This window comes from Microbacterium sp. Ru50 (genome assembly GCF_002920555.1).
Lineage (GTDB): Bacteria > Actinomycetota > Actinomycetes > Actinomycetales > Microbacteriaceae > Microbacterium > Microbacterium arborescens.
The window spans coordinates 946,978-966,174 of sequence record NZ_PQSV01000001.1 but is presented as its reverse complement, the minus strand read 5'-3'; the positions used below and the strand labels follow the sequence as shown (position 1 = coordinate 966,174).

Annotated in this window: 17 protein-coding genes and 1 pseudogene; 9 read left to right on the top strand and 9 right to left on the bottom strand. The window is 70.6% G+C overall.

The window, feature by feature from the left end; genetic code table 11:
• Positions 1 to 14: 14 nt before the first annotated feature.
• Positions 15 to 1,169 carry a LacI family DNA-binding transcriptional regulator gene (locus tag C3481_RS04620; protein WP_023951832.1) on the top strand — a complete coding sequence of 385 codons (1,155 nt, stop codon included), beginning with the start codon at positions 15 to 17 and terminating at the stop codon, positions 1,167 to 1,169.
• Here the strand turns inward: C3481_RS04620 and C3481_RS04615 are convergent.
• Positions 1,159 to 2,028 (bottom strand): fumarylacetoacetate hydrolase family protein, encoded by an 870-nt coding sequence (locus C3481_RS04615; protein ID WP_103840964.1) that lies wholly within the window; start codon positions 2,026 to 2,028, stop codon positions 1,159 to 1,161. The two genes, C3481_RS04620 and C3481_RS04615, sit on opposite strands and share 11 nt — an antisense overlap.
• A gap of 86 nt (positions 2,029 to 2,114) precedes the next feature.
• Here C3481_RS04615 and C3481_RS04610 point away from each other — a divergent pair, with 86 nt between their 5' ends.
• From C3481_RS04610 to C3481_RS04600, 3 genes are all read left to right on the top strand, one after another.
• Positions 2,115 to 3,284 carry a PrsW family intramembrane metalloprotease gene (locus C3481_RS04610; RefSeq protein ID WP_023951828.1) on the top strand — a complete coding sequence of 390 codons (1,170 nt, stop codon included), beginning with the start codon at positions 2,115 to 2,117 and terminating at the stop codon, positions 3,282 to 3,284.
• 185 nt (positions 3,285 to 3,469) lie between these two features.
• Positions 3,470 to 3,838, top strand: coding sequence for an FKBP-type peptidyl-prolyl cis-trans isomerase (locus C3481_RS04605; RefSeq protein ID WP_023951826.1), 369 nt, complete (start codon positions 3,470 to 3,472; stop codon positions 3,836 to 3,838).
• 162 nt (positions 3,839 to 4,000) lie between these two features.
• Positions 4,001 to 4,555: a YceI family protein gene (locus C3481_RS04600; RefSeq protein WP_023951824.1), complete on the top strand. Its 555-nt coding sequence runs from the start codon at positions 4,001 to 4,003 to the stop codon at positions 4,553 to 4,555.
• A 75-nt stretch (positions 4,556 to 4,630) separates the two neighbouring features.
• On the opposite strand, the gene C3481_RS04595 is transcribed toward C3481_RS04600, so the two are convergent.
• Positions 4,631 to 5,935, bottom strand: coding sequence for an MFS transporter (locus C3481_RS04595; RefSeq protein WP_023951822.1), 1,305 nt, complete (start codon positions 5,933 to 5,935; stop codon positions 4,631 to 4,633).
• Between the two features lie 118 nt (positions 5,936 to 6,053).
• Between C3481_RS04595 and rpsO the strand changes: the two genes are divergently transcribed.
• Complete coding sequence (gene rpsO, locus C3481_RS04590; protein WP_023951820.1) at positions 6,054 to 6,323, top strand: 30S ribosomal protein S15; 270 nt, start codon at positions 6,054 to 6,056, stop codon at positions 6,321 to 6,323.
• 185 nt (positions 6,324 to 6,508) lie between these two features.
• Here rpsO and C3481_RS04585 read toward each other — a convergent pair whose 3' ends face one another.
• Positions 6,509 to 7,522 (bottom strand): isopenicillin N synthase family oxygenase, encoded by a 1,014-nt coding sequence (locus C3481_RS04585; protein WP_064956939.1) that lies wholly within the window; start codon positions 7,520 to 7,522, stop codon positions 6,509 to 6,511.
• Between the two features lie 9 nt (positions 7,523 to 7,531).
• A complete protein-coding gene (locus tag C3481_RS04580) occupies positions 7,532 to 8,695 on the bottom strand; it encodes an acyltransferase family protein (protein ID WP_064956938.1) in 1,164 nt (387 codons plus the stop codon).
• 147 nt (positions 8,696 to 8,842) lie between these two features.
• Here C3481_RS04580 and C3481_RS04575 point away from each other — a divergent pair, with 147 nt between their 5' ends.
• Together C3481_RS04575 and C3481_RS04570 are read left to right on the top strand one after the other, a co-directional pair.
• A complete protein-coding gene (locus C3481_RS04575) occupies positions 8,843 to 10,039 on the top strand; it encodes an LLM class flavin-dependent oxidoreductase (protein ID WP_036305013.1) in 1,197 nt (398 codons plus the stop codon).
• Positions 10,036 to 10,680 (top strand): FMN reductase, encoded by a 645-nt coding sequence (locus tag C3481_RS04570; RefSeq protein ID WP_103840962.1) that lies wholly within the window; start codon positions 10,036 to 10,038, stop codon positions 10,678 to 10,680. The genes C3481_RS04575 and C3481_RS04570 overlap by 4 nt, the downstream gene beginning before the upstream one ends.
• Here C3481_RS04570 and C3481_RS04565 read toward each other — a convergent pair.
• A complete protein-coding gene (locus C3481_RS04565) occupies positions 10,592 to 11,275 on the bottom strand; it encodes a DedA family protein (protein WP_103840960.1) in 684 nt (227 codons plus the stop codon). The genes C3481_RS04570 and C3481_RS04565 overlap by 89 nt on opposite strands.
• A 150-nt stretch (positions 11,276 to 11,425) precedes the next feature.
• On the opposite strand from C3481_RS04565, the gene C3481_RS04560 reads away from it, so the two are divergent.
• Positions 11,426 to 13,414: a GDSL-type esterase/lipase family protein gene (locus C3481_RS04560; protein ID WP_103840957.1), complete on the top strand. Its 1,989-nt coding sequence runs from the start codon at positions 11,426 to 11,428 to the stop codon at positions 13,412 to 13,414.
• A gap of 109 nt (positions 13,415 to 13,523) precedes the next feature.
• Here C3481_RS04560 and C3481_RS04555 read toward each other — a convergent pair whose 3' ends face one another.
• Positions 13,524 to 14,204 carry a response regulator gene (locus C3481_RS04555; protein ID WP_064956934.1) on the bottom strand — a complete coding sequence of 227 codons (681 nt, stop codon included), beginning with the start codon at positions 14,202 to 14,204 and terminating at the stop codon, positions 13,524 to 13,526.
• Positions 14,201 to 15,529, bottom strand: coding sequence for an ATP-binding protein (locus C3481_RS04550; RefSeq protein WP_308457270.1), 1,329 nt, complete (start codon positions 15,527 to 15,529; stop codon positions 14,201 to 14,203). Before C3481_RS04550 ends, C3481_RS04555 begins: the two co-directional genes overlap by 4 nt.
• 90 nt (positions 15,530 to 15,619) lie before the next feature.
• Here C3481_RS04550 and C3481_RS04545 point away from each other — a divergent pair, with 90 nt between their 5' ends.
• Positions 15,620 to 17,068 carry a cation:dicarboxylate symporter family transporter gene (locus C3481_RS04545; protein WP_023951808.1) on the top strand — a complete coding sequence of 483 codons (1,449 nt, stop codon included), beginning with the start codon at positions 15,620 to 15,622 and terminating at the stop codon, positions 17,066 to 17,068.
• 135 nt (positions 17,069 to 17,203) lie between these two features.
• Here the strand turns inward: C3481_RS04545 and C3481_RS04540 are convergent.
• Positions 17,204 to 18,682, bottom strand: a pseudogene (locus C3481_RS04540) (DUF222 domain-containing protein).
• Between the two features lie 158 nt (positions 18,683 to 18,840).
• Positions 18,841 to 19,023: a DUF5302 domain-containing protein gene (locus tag C3481_RS04535; RefSeq protein ID WP_036304634.1), complete on the bottom strand. Its 183-nt coding sequence runs from the start codon at positions 19,021 to 19,023 to the stop codon at positions 18,841 to 18,843.
• Between the last annotated feature and the right edge of the window lie 174 nt (positions 19,024 to 19,197).

The following is a 19,197-nucleotide window of genomic DNA, read 5'->3' as shown; positions in this document are numbered from 1 at the left end:
GAATCGAGGTAGTCATGGTGGTCGGACGGCCCACGGTGTACGACGTCGCGGAACGGGCCGGGGTGTCGATCGCGACGGTCTCCTTCGCGTTCCGGCGCCCCGACAAGGTGCGCACCGAGACGCGTGACACGGTGCTGCGTGTCGCGCGCGAGCTCGGATACGTCCCGAGCGGATCGGCCCGGAACCTCGCACGCGGCCGCACCGGTGTGCTCGGGCTGCACCTGTTCGACCTGCTGGTCGAATCGGCGCCGCCCGTCGAGACGGGGCTGTCCGCGGGCGCGCCGTCCGCCGGGCCGACGCCGCCACCCGGGCTCACCGATCTCGCCGAGCTCGACCTCGACGTCGACCTGATCGCCTGGGACGCCGACGAGGACGTCCGCCGGAGTGCTCCGCGCACCTTCCCGCTCTACGTCGACGAGATCCAGCGCGGCTTCGTGCTCGAGTGCAAACGGGCCGGCACCGCGGTGCTGCTCAGCACCGGGGGCCTGGGAGCATCCGAGATCGCCGACACGGCGGGCCAGGTCGACGGCCTCGCGATCCTCCCGGGTCCGACGGTGACGGCATCCCTCGGCTCGGTGTCGTCGACGCTTCCGGTCGCCGTGCTCAGCTCGCCGCTCGGCGACGCGCACCACGTCCTCGCCGACAACGCGGGCGGGGAGCGGATGCTCGTCGAGCATTTCGTCGAGGTCCACGGCGTCTCCACCTTCGGGTGGATCGACGCGCCCGCGGGCTTCGACACCGACGAGCGCCGCGCTGCCTTCTTCGAGGCCGTCGCGGCCCATCCCGGCGCGAGCGCGGAGATCATCGACACCGTCGAGCTCGAGCGCGCGCCGGTTTTCCCGGGGCTCAGCTCACGGGCGCACGCGGGCACGCTGCCTGACGCGGTCCTGTGCGCGACCGATCAGATCGCGCTCGCTGCGCTCGACGTGCTGCACGCCCGCGGCGTGCAGGTGCCGCACGACGTCCGGCTCGCGGGCTTCGACGGCATCCAGGCGGCGGGGATGTCGTCGCCCCCGCTCACCACCGTGCGTCAGCCGATGGAACTCATGGGGCGCATCGCCGCCCACCTGCTGCTGAACGATCCGGGCGACGGGTCAGCGCGCCGAAGCGTGCGCGTCGAGGTGGGACTCCGGGTCGGCGGGAGCTGCGGGTGCGCGGTCAGTCCGTGATGCGGCAGTGCGTCCGCAGCTCGCCGATCCCGTCGATCCCGACGGTCACGACGGAGCGGTCGCGCAGGAAGATCTGCGGGTCGCGCGAGTAGCCCGCTCCGCCCGGGCTGCCGGTCGAGATGAGCGTGCCGGGCAGCAGCGTCGCCGCGGTCGAGAGGTGCGCGACGAGCGTGGCCACCGATCGGATCATCTGCCCCGTCGAGGCGTCCTGCACCGTCTGTCCGTCGACGACCGCCCAGATGTGCAGGTCCTGCGGGTCGGCGATCTCATCGGCGGTCACCACGTACGGCCCCGTCGGGGTGAACCCGTCGAACGACTTGCAGCGCGACCACTGCGCCTCGGAGAACTGGATGTCGCGCGCGGTGATGTCGTTGACCACGGTGTAGCCCCAGACATGGTCGAGGGCGGCGTCGGCGGTCACATCCTTCGCCGCCGTTCCGATGATGACGCCGAGCTCGGCCTCGTAGTCGACGGACTCGCTGAGGCTCCGCGGCCACGACGTGATGGCCTCGTGAGCGGTGAGCGAGTTCGGCCACAGGGTGAAGACGGTGGGTGCGGTGTCGGCCTTCAGGCCCAGCTCGCTCGAGTGCGCCGCGTAGTTCAGGCCGACGGCGAGGACGATCGGCGGGGCCAGGACGGCCGACGCGAACGCCGAACCCTCGATGCCGTGCCACGCGACGTCGTCGCCCGTCGAGGCATCGGCGACGCGGGCGAGCCCGTCGTCACCGAGCTCGATGAGCTGCTGCAGACGCTCGGGTGCGCCGGCGAACAGGTCGCCGACGAAGGTGGCCCGGTCGTCGTCGACGAGCACGAGGCGGGGATCGTCGGCCCCCGCGGTCATCACGTGGGCAAAGCGCATACTGTCAGGCTACCCGGCTCGCGACTCGGTCGCGGCGCGGGCTGCTCATCATCGGGCGGAGCCCGCTCGCGCCCTAGGGTGGGGGCGTGTCGTTCCCGTCGCCCCTGTCGCAGCCGCAGCCCGGTCATCCCGGTCCCATCCCGGCCGCACCGACGTCGCCGCCCGTCGTGCCGGTGCGGGCACGCCCCGGGGGATGGGCCGCCCTCTGGGTGGGCGCCGTCCTCGTGCTGCTGCTGCTCGGACTCGTCGCCTACCTGGTCTCCTTCCTGGGGTGGTTCGCGGCGATCGTGGGTGCGGTGCTGGCCCTGCTTCCGCTGCTCGGCGTGCTCTGGGCCGTCCGCATCGTCGATCGGTGGGAGCCCGAGCCGCCGCGGCTGCTGTGGCTCGCCCTCGGGTGGGGAGCCGTCGCCTCGGTGGTCATCGCGCTGGGCGTCGACCTGCTGGTGACGATCGTGGCCGGTCCCGCGCGCGACCCGCTCGCGCAGGCGATGGGGAGTGTCGTGCAGGCGCCGATCGTGGAGGAGATCGCGAAGGGGCTCGGCGTCCTCCTCATGCTCCGCATCGGCCGCCGGTACTTCGACGGCCCCGTCGACGGCGTGGTCTACGGCGCGATGATCGGTGCCGGCTTCGCCTTCACCGAGAACATCCTCTACTTCGCCGACAGCCTGATCACCGGCGGTATCGCGCAGGTGTCGGTGACCTTCGTGCTGCGCGGCATCCTCTCGCCCTTCGCGCACGTCATGTTCACCGCCGCCACGGGGTTCGCGGTCGGACTCGCGGTGCGCCGCGGCGCGCGCGGCAGCGCCGTCTTCGGGCCGTGGGCGACCGGTCTCGCCGTCGCGATCCTGCTGCACGCGCTCTGGAACGGTTCGGCCGCCTTCGCCGACTTCTTCGCTCTCTACGTCACGCTGCAGGTGCCCCTGTTCATCGGATTCGTGCTCGGTGTCCTGCTGCTGCGACGCGAGGAGGCGCGGCTCACGCGGGAGCGCCTCCACGACTACGCGGCAGCGGGATGGTTCACCCCCGTCGAGGTCGACCTCCTCGCCACCGGGGGAGGCCGGCGGCGCGCGCTGGCCTGGGCGCGGACCCTCCCCGGTGACCGCAGCGAGACGATGCGCGCCTTCATCGCCGAGGCCACGCGTCTGGCTGCGGCGCGGCAGCGGGCGCTGACCGGTCGTGACGATCGGGCCCTCGCCGACGAGCGCGAGCATCTCGCCCGGGCCACGCGCCTGCGCCAGACGCTGTTGCGCCCGTGACGCGGGACCGGGACCGCGCCGCCCGGTGAAAGACTCAGCGCCCGGTGCTGCGGCGATGCCTGCATGTCTCCCGGGCGCTGAGTTGGCCTGCCCTCATGATCCTCCCGCCGCCGCGCCGCGTCAAGAGGCGCGCTCGGACGGGCCCCGCGTTGCACCGGCCCGCGCCCTCGGGTTGGATGGACATCATGACTGACGACCGCACCAAGCCCGAGATCGACGCCCCCGAGGGTCCCGCGCCCGATGACCTCGTCGTTCGCGACCTGATCGTCGGCGACGGCGCCGAGGCCAAGCCCGGCGACACCGTCACCGTCCACTACGTCGGCGTCGAGTACACCTCCGGCGAGGAGTTCGACTCGTCGTGGAACCGCGGTGAGAGCATCCAGTTCCCGCTGCGCGGACTCATCCAGGGCTGGCAGGACGGCATCCCGGGCATGAAGGTCGGCGGACGCCGCGAGCTCGTGATCCCGCCGCACCTGGCGTACGGCCCCGCCGGCGGCCACTTCCTCGGCGGCAAGACCCTGATCTTCATCATCGACCTGCTCGCGGTCGGCTGAGCGGGCGAATACCTCTCGACGGGCGGATGCTGCGCGACGCGGCATCCGCCCGTCGCCGTTCGGCCACCGAAAATTTACATTCGCGGGAATAGGCTGTGCGAGGGTCGCGTTGCCGCCCCTGTACGCCGGACCCCTCCCGGACACCTACGACGAAGGACGATCATGACCACGACCACCGACATCCCCGGTTACAAGGCTGGCACCTGGGTGCTCGACGCCTCCCACAGCGAGGTGGGCTTCAGCGTCCGCCACATGATGATCTCGAAGGTGCGCGGCACCTTCGCCGTCGCCGAGGCGACCATCGTCGCCCCCGAGAACCCGCTCGAGCTGACGCTCGACGCCAAGGTCGACGTCGCCTCGATCAACACCAAGGACGAGGGGCGTGACAACCACCTCCGCAGCGCCGACTTCTTCGACGTCGAGAAGTACCCGAACATCACGTTCGTCTCGACCGGTGTGCGTCAGCAGGGCGGCGACTTCCTCGTCGACGGCGACCTCACCATCAAGGACGTCACCAAGCCGGTGACCTTCGAGGTCGAGTTCGGTGGCTTCGGCACCGACCCGTGGGGCAACTACAAGGCCGGCGCGACGGCGAAGACCGTCATCAACCGCGAGGAGTTCGGCCTCACCTGGAACGCCGCGCTCGAGACCGGCGGCGTGCTCGTCGGCAAGGACGTCACGATCGAGCTCGACCTGCAGGGCTCCATCCAGGCCTGATCGCCCGGATACCCACGAGGGGCGGATGCCGCGGCATCCGCCCCTCGTCGTGTCATCGGCCCCGGTTCGGCCGGCTCAGGGCGTCGGGTGTGCCGCATCGTAGGAACGGAACGCGGGGGCCAGGCGAACGAGCAGCGCCACCAGGCCGACGATGATGAACCCGCCGAGCAGCGGCGGGAACCACAGCGCCGTGACCGTCGCGAGGGTGCCGGCGTACAGCGCGCCCAGACGCGGACCGCCCGCCACGACGACGATGAACAGGCCCTGCAGGCGGCCCCGGATCGCGTCGGGGACGGCGGCCTGCACCATCGTGTTCCGGTAGATCGAGCTGACGTTGTCGGCAGCGCCCGACCCGGCCAGGGCGATCGCCGCGAGGGCGATGAGCGCGACATTCGCGGAGTCCTCGCCCACGTTTCCGGGGGAGAGCACGCCCAGCGAGCCCGCGAGCAGGACGCCGCCGAACAGGGCGATCGTGATGCCGTAGGCGATGATCGCCCGCTCGATTCCGCGCCCGTGCATCGGGTAGCGCGCGATCGGTCCCGAGAACAGGCTCGAGAAGAACGCTCCGACGGCGATGGCGGCCGTCAGCAGGCCCGTGGTGATCGCGCCGCCACCGAGGAGGACGGCCCCGATGGCCGGGAAGAGCGCGGTGGGCTGCCCGAAGGTCATCGCGATGATGTCGAGGATGAACTGCAGCCGGATGTTCTTCGCCCGCTTGATGAATCGCCAGCCGTCGGCGAGCGAGCGCAGCCCCGGGCGCACGACGGCGCCCTCCGGGCGAATGCTGGGCAACGACCAGAGGCCGAGGAAGAGGGCGCTCATCAGCACGAGGTCGATCGTGTAGGTCCAGCCGTAGCCGGTGAAGGCCACGAGCAGCCCGGCCGCGGCCGGCCCGACCGAGACCATGATGCCCATCGTGATGCCCCCGAGCGCCGAGGCTGCGGGCAGCAGCTCGCGGGGGATCAGCCGCGGCACGATCGCCTGCCGTGCCGCCATGACGACCGAATTGGCCGCGGAGTTCACGACCGCGATGGCGTACAGCCACGCGACCGTCTCGCCACCGCTCCAGGTCAGGACCATCAGGACGGCCGTCGAGGCGAACGTCACGGATGCCGCGATGAGGGCGACCCGCCGCCGGTCGAACGCGTCGGCGAGCATGCCCCCGTAGAGGCCGGCGATGATCATCGGCACGAGCCCGGCGACAGCGATCATCGCGACGGCGAACGTCGACGCCGTCAGGTCGTACATGTGGAGCATGATCGCGACGATCGTCAGTTGCCCCCCGAGACCCGCGAGGGTCGAGCCGACCCACATGCGCGCGAAGGCGGGGGAGGTGGTCAACGGCCGCAGATCGATGAGGTGATCCCGACGCAGGCGCATCAGACGAGCCTAGATGACTGGTACAGTAGAGCGGTTGCCGTTCGATCGGCCGCGGATAAAGAGAGCTCGCACATCGGGTGACGGGCGCCGCGCAATGAGAAGGAAGGGGATCCCATCTATGGCACTCGAAGCAGACGTCAAGAAGGCGATCATCGAAGAGTACGCGACGCACCCCGGTGACACCGGATCCCCCGAGGTGCAGGTCGCGCTCATGTCGCAGCGCATCAAGGACCTCACCGAGCACCTCAAGACCCACAAGCACGACCACCACTCGCGCCGTGGGCTCTTCCTGCTCGTCGGTCAGCGCCGTCGACTGCTCGGCTACCTCCAGGAGCTCGACATCCAGCGTTACCGTACGCTGATCGAGCGCCTCGGTCTCCGCCGCTAAGGAGAGCGACTCCGCGCACAATCGCGCAAAACATTCTTGCGAAGGCCGTCCCAGGTGTGGGGCGGCCTTCGGCTTTTCCCGAGCCGGCGTCGCGAGAACGTACCTTCACCGCGAGAACGTACGCCATCTGGTACGTCGTCGCGGAGACGGTGCGTGCTCAGCGGCGGGTGTTCGGCGGGGTGTGCTCAGCGGCGGGCCGCGGCGAGCAGGTCGGCGTGCCAGCGCTCGGCGACGTCGGGGTGGGCCCGCAGGCGCGACTTCAGTGCGTTCTCGCCGTGGACCCCGTGAATGGGGTTGCTCGGGTCCTTCGTGACGCCCTTCGCCTCGGCGGCGAGCTCTGCGGGCAGCTCGATGAGCGGGAATCGGGCGTCGAGGGCGGGGTTGAAGAAGAACGGCACCGAGATGCGGTCGTCGGGGTACCGCGGCGACACGACGCGGTGGTTCGTCGCGATGAGATAGCCGTCGGTCGCGTACTCGAGCAGTTCGCCGATGTTGACGACGAAGGCTCCCGGCACCGGTGGAGCGTCGACCCATTCGCCCTCGCGCTGCACCTGCAGCCCGCCCTTGCCGGGCTCGACCCACAGCAGCGTCAGGGCGCCCGAGTCCTTGTGCGCCCCGACGCCCTGCTGCGGTGTCGGGTCGTCCTTGCCGGGGTAGCGGACGATCTTCAGCAGCGTCTGGGGTTCGCCGAAGTGGTCGTCGAAGTACGTCGAGGGCGCGCCGAGCGCTTCGGCCCAGGCGCGGAGCAGGCGCCGCGCGACCTCCGAGAGGTGGGCGACCCACGCATCGGCGACCTCACGCAGCTCGGGCTGCGCCGCGGGCCAGAGGTTCGGCCCGATGAGGCGCGCGTAGTCGGGGGCCTCGGGATCGGTCACCGCGGGCCGCTCGGGGCCGATGTCGATCTGCTCGCGCCAGTCGACCCGGCCCTGGGTGAGCTCGCCGCCCACGCGCGTGTAGCCGCGGAAGTGCGGGCTGTTGACGTTCTCGATCGCGAGCTTGTCGTCCTCGGGCAGGGCGAAGAACTCCCGCGCGACGCGGTGCAGGCGGTCCTCGAGCCCCTCGGGGATGCCGGTGCCGGTGAGGTAGAAGAAGCCGACGTCGTGCGTCGCGGCGCGCAGCTCGTCGCGGAAGCGGGCGATGTGGTCGGCGTCGCCGTCGAGCTGCGAGAAGTCGAGAACGGGGAGGGAGAGCTCGCTCATGCAGCGAGGTTACGAGCCGTCTGCGGCATCCGCTCGATTGTTGCGCGGGATGACCGCGCCGGGCTCTCGCGGACGACGCGAGCCCGTCGGATCGTTGCGCCGGCCCTCGCGTCCGGCGAGCTCCGGGTCGCGGAACAGCCATGCGGGGCGCGGCTCGACGAGCCGTCGGAATAAGCGTCGCACCGGCGCTGTGGCGAGTCCGAGCGCGATGAGAACCGACGCGACGACGACGAGCGGCAGCCATACCCACGTCGGCTCGGCATCGCGCAGCACGCCCGATTCCCGGAACGGGTACAGCACGAACGAGTGCAGCAGGTAGACGTACATCGTGTACTGCCCGAGGCGGGTCCAGCGGTGCGAGCCGCGGGGGATGAGGGCGAAGAAGGATGCCGTGAGGGCCAGCGCCACGAGGACGAGGGCGATCCGCACCGCTCCCGCCCACCACTCGGAGCTGCCCGCGTCGGAGTAGCTCGCGTCGTAGAACATCCACTTGCCGAGGTTGATGTCGCGCCACGTGCCGATGAAGGCCCACGCCGCCCAGCCGGCGAGCCCGAGCGTCGCGATGGCCGCCGTCACGGTCGCGGCATTGCGTCGCAGCAGGTCGAACCTGTCGACCACGTCGCGGTCGCGCAGCCACCAGCCCAGGACGAAGAAGGGCAGGAAGCCGAGGGTGCGCGACAGCGACAGGGTCGAGTCGATGTTGGGGAGGTAGCCCGAGACGATCGAGATCGCGACGGCCCACAGCAGCGGCCACCGCAGGAGCGCGAGGTAGGGCAGCACGAGGCGGAAGATGCCCAGTGCCAGCAGGAACCACAGCGTCCACGAGGGCTGCGTCGGGTTGGGGTTCGCGTGTCCTTCGACGAGGAACTTCGTGAGCGTCCACAGGCCCTCGAAGATCGCGTACGGCACGATGATGTCGGTGATGACGCGGGCCATCTGTCGCCGCGACGGCGGATCGGACTTCGAGAAGTAGCCCGAGATGATCGCGAACGCGGGCATGTGGAACGCGTAGATCACGAGGTACATCGCCATCGCGATGTCGGAGTCGTACGTCAGGCGCTGGACGGCGTGTCCCAGCACCACCAGCACGATGCAGGCGAAGCGGGCGTTGTCCCAGAAGGGCACGCGCCGCTTCGGGCGCGTTCCGGTCGTGCCGGTGGCGGGATGCGTCATCGTGGATGAAACACTATCCCGCGGGAATAGTCCGAGCGCGACGGCGTTGCATGGTTTATATTCATTTGCATGAAACGGATGCCGCGGCATCCGGGAAGGCGGACCGACGTGAACACGCACACGAGCGAACACACCGGCTGGTCGGGGATGCAGTTCGGCATCTTCTCCGTGAGCGACATCACGGCAGACCCGACGACCGGCCACACCCCGAGCGAGGCGGAGAAGATCCGCGCAGCCGTGACCATCGCCAAGCACGCCGAGGAGGTCGGGCTCGACGTCTACGCGATCGGAGAGCACCACAACCCGCCGTTCTGGTCGTCCTCGCCCACCACGACGCTCGCCTACATCGCGGCGCAGACCGAGCGCCTCATCCTCTCCACCGCCACGACGCTCATCACGACGAACGACCCGGTGAAGATCGCCGAGGACTACGCGATGCTGCAGCACCTGTCGGGCGGCCGCGTCGACCTCATCATGGGCCGTGGCAACACCGGCCCGGTTTACCCGTGGTTCGGCAAGGACATCCGTCAGGGTCTGCCGCTCGCGATCGAGAACTACGCCCTGCTGCACAAGCTGTGGCGGGAGGACGTCGTCGACTGGGAGGGCAAGTTCCGCACCCCGCTGCAGGGCTTCACCTCGACGCCCCGCCCGCTCGACGGCGTCGCGCCGTTCGTCTGGCACGGCTCGATCCGCACCCCCGAGATCGCCGAGCAGGCCGCCTACTACGGCGACGGCTTCTTCGCGAACAACATCTTCTGGCCCAAGGAGCACTACCAGCGCCTGATCGACCTGTACCGTCAGCGCTTCGCTCACTACGGCCACGGCACCCCCGAGCAGGCGATCGTCGGTCTCGGCGGCCAGGTTTTCATGAGCGCCAACTCGCAGGATGCCGTCCGGCAGTTCCGTCCGTACTTCGACAACGCGCCCGTCTACGGCCACGGCCCCTCGCTCGAGGACTTCAGCGAGATGACCCCGCTGACGGTGGGATCGCCGCAGCAGGTCATCGACCGATACGCCGCCATGCGCGAGACGTTCGGCGACTACCAGCGTCAGCTGTTCCTCATCGACCACGCGGGGCTGCCGCTGAAGACGGTCCTCGAGCAGCTCGACATCCTGGGCGGCGAGGTCGTGCCCGTGCTGCGCAAGGAGCTCGCGCAGGGACGCGGCGCCGCGGTGCCCGACGCCCCGACGCACGCTGCGCGCGTCCGTGAGGTGTACGGTGACGGCCCCGCTCGCGAGGCGCGACCCCGCGCCAACCGCGGCGACAACCTCAGCGGCCCTTCGCCCTACCAGGACGCTCCGGCGCCCGCAGGTTCGGCCTTCGGCGTGGCGGCGGCACGATGAGCGCGCGCCGGATCGCAGTCGTGTCGGCGGGGCTGTCGAACCCGTCGTCGACGCGGATGCTGGCCGATCGGCTGGCGACCGCCACGATCGCGGAGCTCGCGGCATCCGACATCACCGCGACCGCCGACGTCATCGAGCTGCGCGATCTCGCGCACGACATCACCAACAACCTGCTGACCGGCTTCGCGCCGCCCGCGCTCGAGTCGGCGATCAACTCGGTCGTCTCGGCCGACGCGCTCATTGCCGTGACGCCGATCTTCTCGACGAGCTACTCGGGACTGTTCAAGTCGTTCATCGACGTGCTCGATCCCGACTCGCTCACCGGGAAGCCGGTGCTCATCGGGGCCAACGCGGGCACGGCACGGCACTCGCTGGCGATCGACTACGCCATCCGCCCGCTGTTCGCCTACCTGCACGCGTCCCCGGTCTCGACCGGCGTGTTCGCGGCATCGAGCGACTGGGGGAGCAAGGCCGACGAGGTCGCTCCGCTGAGCGCCAGGGTCGAGCGCGGGGCGCGTGAGCTGGCGGCGGCCGTCGTGGCACGCACGCCCGTCACCGACGCGGATCCGTTCGACCCGGCCTCGTACCTGGGCGAGGGCAAGTCGTTCGGTCATCTGCTGGGCGGTCTCGCGGGGGAGTGACCCGCTCGCGGCGCCGCGCGACGGCGGCCGTGATCAGATCGATCACGACGCCCAGCGCGAGCGCCGCGACGACCGACAGGACGACCGCGAGAAGCGGAGCATCGGGAAGAAGCGCGCCGATCGCCGCTCCGATGATGCTCTGATAGGCGGCCCAGGTCGTGGCCGCGACCGCGGCAACGGTGAGGAAGCGCGCGGCAGACACGCGCGTCGCGCCCGCGGTGAGGTTGACCGCGAGGCGCGCGAAGGGGATGAAGCGGGCGGTGAAGACGACCGTCGCCGTTCCCCGCTGCAGCCGAGCCCCCGCCCACGCGAACGCGCGCTGCACGCGCGGATGCCGCATCCACCCCCAGCGGCGAAGGCCGATCCGACGCCCCACGGCGTAGCAGAGCGCATCCCCGCAGAACGCCGCCGCCGCGGCGACACCGACGACGGCCGCCACGGGGGGATCGCCGGTCGACGCCGCGAGTGCTCCCGCCGCCGTCACCGCGATCTCCCCGGGAACGACGACCAGCACCGAGTCGAGCAGGACGAGCACGAAGACCGCGACGAGGAGCCACGGCCCGCCGGAGATCGCGTTCAGCAGGTCGGCCAGCACGTGGCATCCCTATCAGCCGGGGATGAACGGTGCGGGAACGGCGACGGTCAGGCATCCGCGAGGTGACCGGCCGCCGAGGAACGCGTGAACAGTGCGCGATACCTGCCGCATCCGCGCGCGCCGAGGCGTCACGGGCGACACCCTGGTCTCGTGAGAGTCGCGGTGGTCACCGAGTCCTTCCTCCCCCACATGAACGGGGTGACCGGTTCTGTGCTGCGGGTGCTCGAGCATCTCGAGCGTCGCGGGCATGAAGCCTTCGTCGTCGCGCCGGGCGCGGGCCGCCGGCATGCGCTCGCTGTTCCGGGCCGGTCGGTCAGGTCGATCCCGATGCCCCGCTATCCGGCGGTGCGCGTCGCCGCTCCGCCGGTGGCATCGGTCACCCGCGCCCTGCGTTCGTTCCGACCCGACATCGTGCACCTGGCTTCGCCGTTCCTCCTCGGGTGGCAGGGGCTGCTCGCAGCCGACGGTCTCGGTGTGCCGAGCGTCGCCGTCTACCAGACCGACGTCATCGCCTACACCGAGCGCTACGGCCTGCCGCACGCCACCGCGCTCACGGCGGCACACGTGCGGCGACTGCATCGCCGCGCGACGCTGACGCTCGCTCCCGCCGATGCGGCGCGACGCCAGCTCGTCGGCCTCGGGGTGGATCGTGTCGCGATCTGGGGCCGCGGGGTCGACGGCATCCGCTTCGCACCGCATCGGCGCGACGAAGCGTGGCGGGCCCGGACCGTGCCGGGGGCGACGAGCGGCGAGGTCGTGGTCGGCTACGTCGGGCGGCTCGCACCCGAGAAGCAGATCGAGGACCTCGCCGCGCTGAGCTCGCTGCCCGGAGTGCGACTGGTCATCGTGGGCGACGGTCCGTCGCGGGCGGGGCTCGAGCGCCTGCTGCCGGATGCCGTGTTCCTCGGGCATCTGCAGGGTGATGAGCTGGCGACGGCGATGGCGAGCTTCGACGTGTTCGTGCACCCGGGTGAGAGCGAGACGTTCGGACAGACCATCCAGGAGGCGCAGGCGAGCGGTGTGCCGGTCGTCGCGACCGGACGCGGGGGACCCCTGGATCTCGTCCGCAGCAGTGTCGACGGGTGGCTCTACCGGCCCGGTGACCCTGACGACCTCCGCAGCCGGGTCGCCGACCTGGCGGGTGACGCCGCCAAACGGCGAGCGTTCGGTGCCGCCGCGCGGGAGGCCGTCGCCGCGCGGACCTGGGAGAGCCTCGGCGACGCCCTGCTCGGCCACTACGAGCGTGCGGGTGAGCTGCATGCGCTCGACCGCGCGCGGCGCGCGCGCGTGTGGCCGCGAGCCGAGCTGCCCGCCGCCGCAGACGGACCACCGCTCTGGCGGCGCTACGTCGCGCTGGGCGATTCGATCACGGAGGGGCTCTGCGACACCTCTCGAATGCCCGCGGGCATGCACCGGGGCTGGGCCGACCGCCTCGCGCAGCTGCTCGCCTCGGCGGCGCCGCGCGTCGGTGGGGGAACGGGCGCCTTCCAGTACGCGAACCTCGCGGTGCGCAGCAGACGGGTGCGTCACCTCGTCGACGAGCAGGTGCCGGCGTGTCTGGCGCTGCGACCCGATCTCGTCTCGGTGCTCATCGGAGCCAATGATCTCGTGCAGGCACGGGTCGACGTCGCGAGCGTCGCCGACGAGGTCGAGATCGCCGTCCGGCGGTTGCGGGAGTCCGGCGCCGACGTGCTGCTCGCCACCGTGTTCCTTCCCGGCCGGGCCGCCGCGGGCATCTTCGCCCGCCGGTTCGCCGCCTACAACGCGCGGTTGCGGACGATCGCAGCGACGACGGGCGCGATCCTGGTCGATCTCGAGGCGGTGCCGGAGCTCGCCCGCCTGGAACTGTGGGCCGACGACAAGGTGCACCTGCGCTCGCGCGGGCACCGGCTCGTGGCTTATCGCGCCGCGGAAGCGCTCGGGGTGCCGCATGCCGAGGCGCTGGCCGGTCTCGACGAGGCCTTCCACCTCGATGACGACCCGGTTGTGCCCGGGACATGGCTGCGGCGCGATGCTCTGCCGTGGGTGTGGCGGCGCCTGCGCGGTCGTACCGCCGGCGACGGTGTCGCCCCCAAGCTCCCCGCCTACGTGCGCATCGGCCCCATGGACTCGCGCCGCTCGCCCTCCCCGCAGCAGTAGCCCGCCCCGCCCCGCCCCGCCCCGACGAGCGCGTACCGTTCCCGCGACAACGCACCTTCGCCGGTACGCGTTCACGGCACGGGTGCGTTCTCGGCGGAGCGGGCGGGGGTCACGCGCGCCAGCGGTACTCGGCCTCGGGACGGCCGGGGGTGCCGTAGCGCTGGGCGCGCTCGGCGCGGCCGGCGTCGGCGAGGTGTTCGAGGTATCGACGGGCGGCGACCCGCGACATCCCGAGCGCCTCCGCAGCCTCGCGGGCCGACAGGGCGCCCGCGTCGCGGAGCCGGTTCGACACGCGCTCGAGCGTCTCGGGGGCGAGGCCCTTGGGGATCGGCGCGGTGACCGGTCGCAGCGCTCCAAGCAGTGCGTCGATCTCGGCCTGGGTCGCTGCGCCCGTGGTCTCGCTCGCGCGTGCGCGGAATCGCGCGTACTGCGACATCCGTTCCTGGAAGTCGGCGAAGGTGAACGGCTTCACGAGGTACTGCACCGCGCCGAGGCCGACGACCTGGCGCACCACGTCCGCATCGCGCACGGAGGTGATCGCGATGACGTCGACATCGCGCGCTCGTGCTCGCAGATGACGGAGGACATCGAGTCCTGAGCCGTCCGGCATCGTCATGTCCAGCAGCACGAGGTCGATCTCGTCGGCGGTGGGACTGTCGAGGAGTGCCCGCAGCGCCGCGCGCGCCCCGCTGCATTCGGCCACGACACCGAACCCGTCGAGCCGGTCGATGTAGTGACGGTGCAGGTCGAGGGTGAGGGCTTCGTCGTCGACGAGCAGCACGCCGATCATGCTTGCCTCCTCGGCAGGATGACGCGGAACGTCGTCGGGTCGTGGTCGAGGGCGAGGGTACCGCCGGCGTCGTCGACGATCGCCGCGACGAGGGCGAGGCCTACACCGCGACCCTCGGCGGCGGCGGGCTTGGTCGAGAAGCCGTGCTCGAAGATCCGGCGCCGAAGCTCGGAAGGAACGCCGGTTCCCGAGTCGGAGACGGCGATCTCGAGCTCGTCCTCCTCGGTGCGCGTCATCCTGATCTCCACCCAGCGCGGTTCGGGTCCGGCGGCGGCGGCGTCGAGCGCATTGTCGATGAGATTACCGACGACCGAGACGGCGTCGACCGGCGAGAGCACCGAGCGAGGCGCGTCGGGTTCGATGCGGGAGCGCCACCGGATGCCGCGTTCCTTGGCCTGCGAGGCCTTGCCGAGCAGCAGCGCCCCGACGGTCGGGTCACCGTCGCGGCGGGCGGCGACCTCGTCGACCAGCACCTGGCTCTGCCGCGAGGTCTCGGCGAGGATCTCGATCGCTTCGGGGGTGCGACCCAGCTCGAGCAGGGCGATGGCGGTGTGCATGCGGTTGCCGTGCTCATGAGTCTGCGCCCGCAGGGCTTCGCCGAGGGTGCGGAGCGACTCGAACGACGAGACGGCGTCGCGGATGGCGCCGGCGGGCAGGTCTCCGGTGACCTGCCGCGTCGCCCGACGTGCGACGACGGCTCCGACGAGACCGGCTGCGAGAAGCGCGGCCGCGATGCCGATGACGACGAGGATGCGGGGCCCCAGAGTCGCCGCGATGCTGCCGATCGTCACGCCGACCGAGACCCACCCGACGACGGAGCCGTCGCTCTCCACGGGCACGATCGTGCGGATCGAGGGGCCGAGGGTGCCCGTGAACTCCTCGGTGAGGGCCCGGGATGTGGTGGGGATGGAGCCGAGATAGCGCTCGCCGATCCGCTCGGGGTCGCGATGCGTGATCCGTATGCCGCCGGGATCCATGATCGTGACGAAGTCGACGCGCGCATCGACGATGACCTGTTCGACCTGGGGCTGCAGTGCTGCGGACGCGAGGTCGCGGTCGCCGGTGGCGAGGAGGTCGGCGACCTGCGCCGAGTCGGCGACGGTCTGCGCGACGGCCTGGGTGACGCGCTCCGCCTCGGACCGCGCCGACCGCTGCCCGTCGGCGATGAGGATGCCGGCGATCGCCAGGGTGAGGACGGCCACGGCCACGGCGACCGCCACGAACACCAGCGAGGCGGCGCTGCGGGTACGCGTCGTCATGCCGCTCTCGCTCTCGTCGTCATCGTCGGGTGCGCCCGGGTCGCGGGCCGCGACCAATACGACCATAAATCGGCGTGCGAGCGGAACAGTCCGACGCTGAGAGCGCACCGACAGAGACGTCGGCATCGGACAACGACTGTTCAGCTGGAGGAGACCATGGCTCTCACATCATCTTTCCGCCTGCCGGGGTACAACGCCCGGAAGGGCAAGCAGGCCTGGGACAAGCACACCTGGCTCTACGTCTCGGTCATCCTGGCGGTCGTGCTGGGAGCGATCGTCGGGCTCGTGTGGCCCACCTTCGCGGTCGGCCTCGAGCCGCTCGGGAAGGGCTTCGTCAACCTCATCAAGATGATGATCGCGCCGATCATCTTCTGCACGATCGTGGTGGGCGTCGGCTCGATCGCCAAGGCCGCGACGGTCGGACGCATCGGTGGTCTCGCGCTGCTCTACTTCATGGTGATGTCGACGTTCGCCCTGGCGATCGGTCTCATCGTGGGCAACATCATCCACCCGGGTGAGGGGCTCAACATGCAGAGCGCGGTCTACGACGCCGGGACGGCGGCCGAGGCGAAGTCGACGACCGACTTCCTGCTCGGCATCATCCCCACCACGTTCTTCTCGGCGTTCACCGGTGAGAGCGTGCTCCAGGTGCTGTTCATCGCGCTGCTGGTCGGATTCGCGCTTCAGGGACTCGGTGAGAAAGGCGCGCCGATCATGAGCGCCGTGAAGAACCTGCAGACGCTCGTCTTCCGCATCCTCGGCATGATCCTGTGGCTCGCTCCGATCGGCGCCTTCGGGGCGATCGCCGCTGTGGTGGGCAAGACCGGTGTCGCCGCCATCGTGAGCCTCGGCGTGCTGATGATCGCGTTCTACATCACGTGCATCGTCTTCATCGTCGCGGTGCTCGGCACGCTGCTCTACGCCGTGGCGCGGATCAACATCTTCAGCCTGATGAAGTACCTCGCACGCGAGTACCTGCTGATCGTCGGGACGTCGTCGAGCGAGTCGGCGCTGCCCCGCCTGATCGCGAAGATGGAGCACGTCGGCGTCTCGAAGCCGGTCGTGGGCATCACCGTCCCCACGGGATACTCCTTCAACCTCGATGGGACGGCCATCTACCTCACGATGGCGTCGCTGTTCATCGCCGCGGGTATGGGCGCCCCCATGTCGATCCCCGAGCAGATCGGCCTGCTGGTCTTCATGATCATCGCCTCGAAGGGTGCGGCCGGAGTCACCGGTGCGGGACTGGCAACCCTCGCCGGCGGTCTGCAGGCGTACCGCCCCGACCTCGTCAACGGCGTCGGCGTGATCGTCGGTATCGACCGCTTCATGTCGGAAGGTCGCGCGCTGACCAACTTCACGGGCAACGCCGTCGCCACGATCCTCATCGGAACCTGGACCCGCGAGTTCGACCGCGACCAGGCCCGCGCCGTCCTCAGCGGAGAGCGCCCGTTCGACGAGGCGATGCTCTCCGGTCATGGTCACGACGGGATGTCGGACGACACCGGTGCCGTCAACACGCAGGGCCTCGGTGACGCCGCTCTCGAGGAGGCGGCGGCCAAGGAGGAGCGCGCTCGCCTCCGTCGCGAGGCCGCGACGCGCTGACCGTTCCCCTTATCCGGCGGCCGCGGATCCGAGCAATCGGATTCCGCGGCCACCGGCGTTCCCGACGGCAGGACAAACCGGGTCGGCGGCGCGCAGGGCAACGCGCCCGGCGAGGAGAAGCTGGAACTCGACCGCTCAGAATGGCGCGGCCCCCGGGTCGGGTGGGTCTGTGGTCGTGAAGGCGACGAGGGGCGGTGGTGCGTCTTCGCGGTAGATCCGTCCGGTCGGTGAGGTCCAGACGAGCCGACCACCCGGGAGTTGTCGGACTCGCCAGCGGGTGTGGTGTTTGACGTCGTGGTGTCATTTGCAGAGGTTGGCGAGGTTGCACACGTGCGTCGCACCGCCGTCGGAGGCGGCGATCGTGTGGTCGAGCTCGCAGCGGATGGCGGGTTGCCGGCATCCGGGGAATCGGCAGTGCCGGTCTCGGGCCCGCAGCAGTCGCGCCATGGCGGCGGTGGGCCGGTAGGTGTCGCACTCCAGCACGGTCCCGGTGACGGGGTGGGTGAGGAGCCGGTCCCACGAGGTGGCGTTGCCCGCCAGCTCCCGCGCGGTTGCGGCGTCGATGGGGGAGCGGCCAGCGAGGTCGGCCGGCCCGTCGTCTTGGCCCATGAGTGTGAGCGCGGATACGGCGACCTGCACGTGCGCGCGGATGGCTCCGAGGGTTCCGTCGCCGTCACCGGTCGCGGTGGGGTCGAGGGCGGGTGTGCCGGCGAGGAGGAGGTCGCTGAAGACGTCGGCGCGGACCTGGTCGATGCTTCGCGCATCGTTGACGAACGACGACCCGTCGCAGATAGTCGCATCGGCATCGCGGCCGCCACCGTTGGCGTCGGCTCGTGCGTCGGCTCGAGCGTCAAGCGCGTCGGCTCGCTCGCCAAGCGCGTCGGCTCGAGCGCCAGCGCCACCGGACGCCGCGTCGGCTCGAGCGCCAGCGCCAGCGCCAGCGCCAGCGTCAGTGCCACCGTCCGCCGCGTCGGCCTGATGCCGCGCGCTGATGATCTCGCGCGCCTGCCGCGTCAGCCGGTCGACAATCCCATCCGCGATCACCGTCGGCAGGGTCGCGATGAGATCCGACATCCCGTCCGGTCCGGCCTGCACCCGTACGCACCGCCCCGCCGCGGCCTCTTCATGCCGCTCCGTGAAACTCCGTGGGTGCATCCGCTCGGCGATCATCCGCAACGCGTCCCGCACCCGGTTCGGGGTCTCGCCCTCGCACCGCTCGACCGCAAGCCGTTCGAACTCCGCCCGCTCCTCCACGGGTACCAGGCACCCGACCTCCTGAATCACCCGCACGTGCCCCCGGACGATTCGTTTGGCCTCCCACGCCGCCATCGTCACCGGGTAGTTCTCCACCAGATCGCGCGCCTCGTCGATGCGCCGCTGCAGCGTCCGGTCGGTCGCGACGAACACCCCGGCCAGCTCGGCGGCGATCCCGCGCAACGCCATCTCACGCGCCTTGAACCTCTCCGACGCCCCAGCGGCCTGCTTCTCCGCGAGAACCCCAGCGGCCGCGAGCACCCGAACCTCCCGGATCTGCGCCGACCGCGCAGCATCCGCCGCCACCTCGGCATCCGCCACCAAAGCCGCGAGCGCAGTGACGTCGCCGTCGGTGCCCATCCCGCCGCTCAGCCCGCCATTCGAATGCATGTTCGAATGATGTCACGGACCTCCGACATCGGTCCGTCACTCTCCACAGCCCCCCAAAGGACTCGAAGAACGCACACGGGGCCCGGACGCGTCAGCATCCGAGCCCCGTCGCGGGTGGTCGTTCGGTCTCACCCGCTCTTGCGGCGGAACTCCCGCTTGGTCATCGCACCGTGCGACGCGTGCACCGACGAATCGCCGTCGAGGTGCGCCTCTCCCGTGCGGTGCTGGGCGTTCTTCTTCTCGAGCGCCTCGCGGAACTTGCGCTTGACATCGTCGGATGCCGCGCCCGCGGGCTTGTCTGCTTCGCTCATGAGGCCACGATACGCAGGCGAGGGTCTCGCTGGTAGGCTGGGGCAGGTTGCCGTCCGGCACCCGCTCAATTCAACACTGAGCTCATGGAGCGGATCCGGCAGGAAGCTGGTCCCCTGTGGTGGGTTCCCATCCCGATCGAATCCCGGTCGCGGAGATGGTGATCTTCGACTGGT

Bases quoted from the DNA above. Each gene is read 5' to 3' on its own strand.
- C3481_RS04620 (WP_023951832.1), top strand. From the start codon at position 15: ATGGTGGTCGGACGGCCCACGGTGTACGACGTCGCGGAACGGGCCGGG.
- C3481_RS04615 (WP_103840964.1), bottom strand. From the start codon at position 2,028: ATGCGCTTTGCCCACGTGATGACCGCGGGGGCCGACGATCCCCGCCTC.
- C3481_RS04605 (WP_023951826.1), top strand. From the start codon at position 3,470: ATGACTGACGACCGCACCAAGCCCGAGATCGACGCCCCCGAGGGTCCC.
- C3481_RS04600 (WP_023951824.1), top strand. From the start codon at position 4,001: ATGACCACGACCACCGACATCCCCGGTTACAAGGCTGGCACCTGGGTG.
- C3481_RS04595 (WP_023951822.1), bottom strand. From the start codon at position 5,935: ATGCGCCTGCGTCGGGATCACCTCATCGATCTGCGGCCGTTGACCACC.
- rpsO (WP_023951820.1), top strand. From the start codon at position 6,054: ATGGCACTCGAAGCAGACGTCAAGAAGGCGATCATCGAAGAGTACGCG.
- C3481_RS04585 (WP_064956939.1), bottom strand. From the start codon at position 7,522: ATGAGCGAGCTCTCCCTCCCCGTTCTCGACTTCTCGCAGCTCGACGGC.
- C3481_RS04580 (WP_064956938.1), bottom strand. From the start codon at position 8,695: ATGACGCATCCCGCCACCGGCACGACCGGAACGCGCCCGAAGCGGCGC.
- C3481_RS04575 (WP_036305013.1), top strand. From the start codon at position 8,843: ATGCAGTTCGGCATCTTCTCCGTGAGCGACATCACGGCAGACCCGACG.
- C3481_RS04570 (WP_103840962.1), top strand. From the start codon at position 10,036: ATGAGCGCGCGCCGGATCGCAGTCGTGTCGGCGGGGCTGTCGAACCCG.
- C3481_RS04555 (WP_064956934.1), bottom strand. From the start codon at position 14,204: ATGATCGGCGTGCTGCTCGTCGACGACGAAGCCCTCACCCTCGACCTG.
- C3481_RS04550 (WP_308457270.1), bottom strand. From the start codon at position 15,529: ATGGTCGTATTGGTCGCGGCCCGCGACCCGGGCGCACCCGACGATGAC.
- C3481_RS04545 (WP_023951808.1), top strand. From the start codon at position 15,620: ATGGCTCTCACATCATCTTTCCGCCTGCCGGGGTACAACGCCCGGAAG.
- C3481_RS04535 (WP_036304634.1), bottom strand. From the start codon at position 19,023: ATGAGCGAAGCAGACAAGCCCGCGGGCGCGGCATCCGACGATGTCAAG.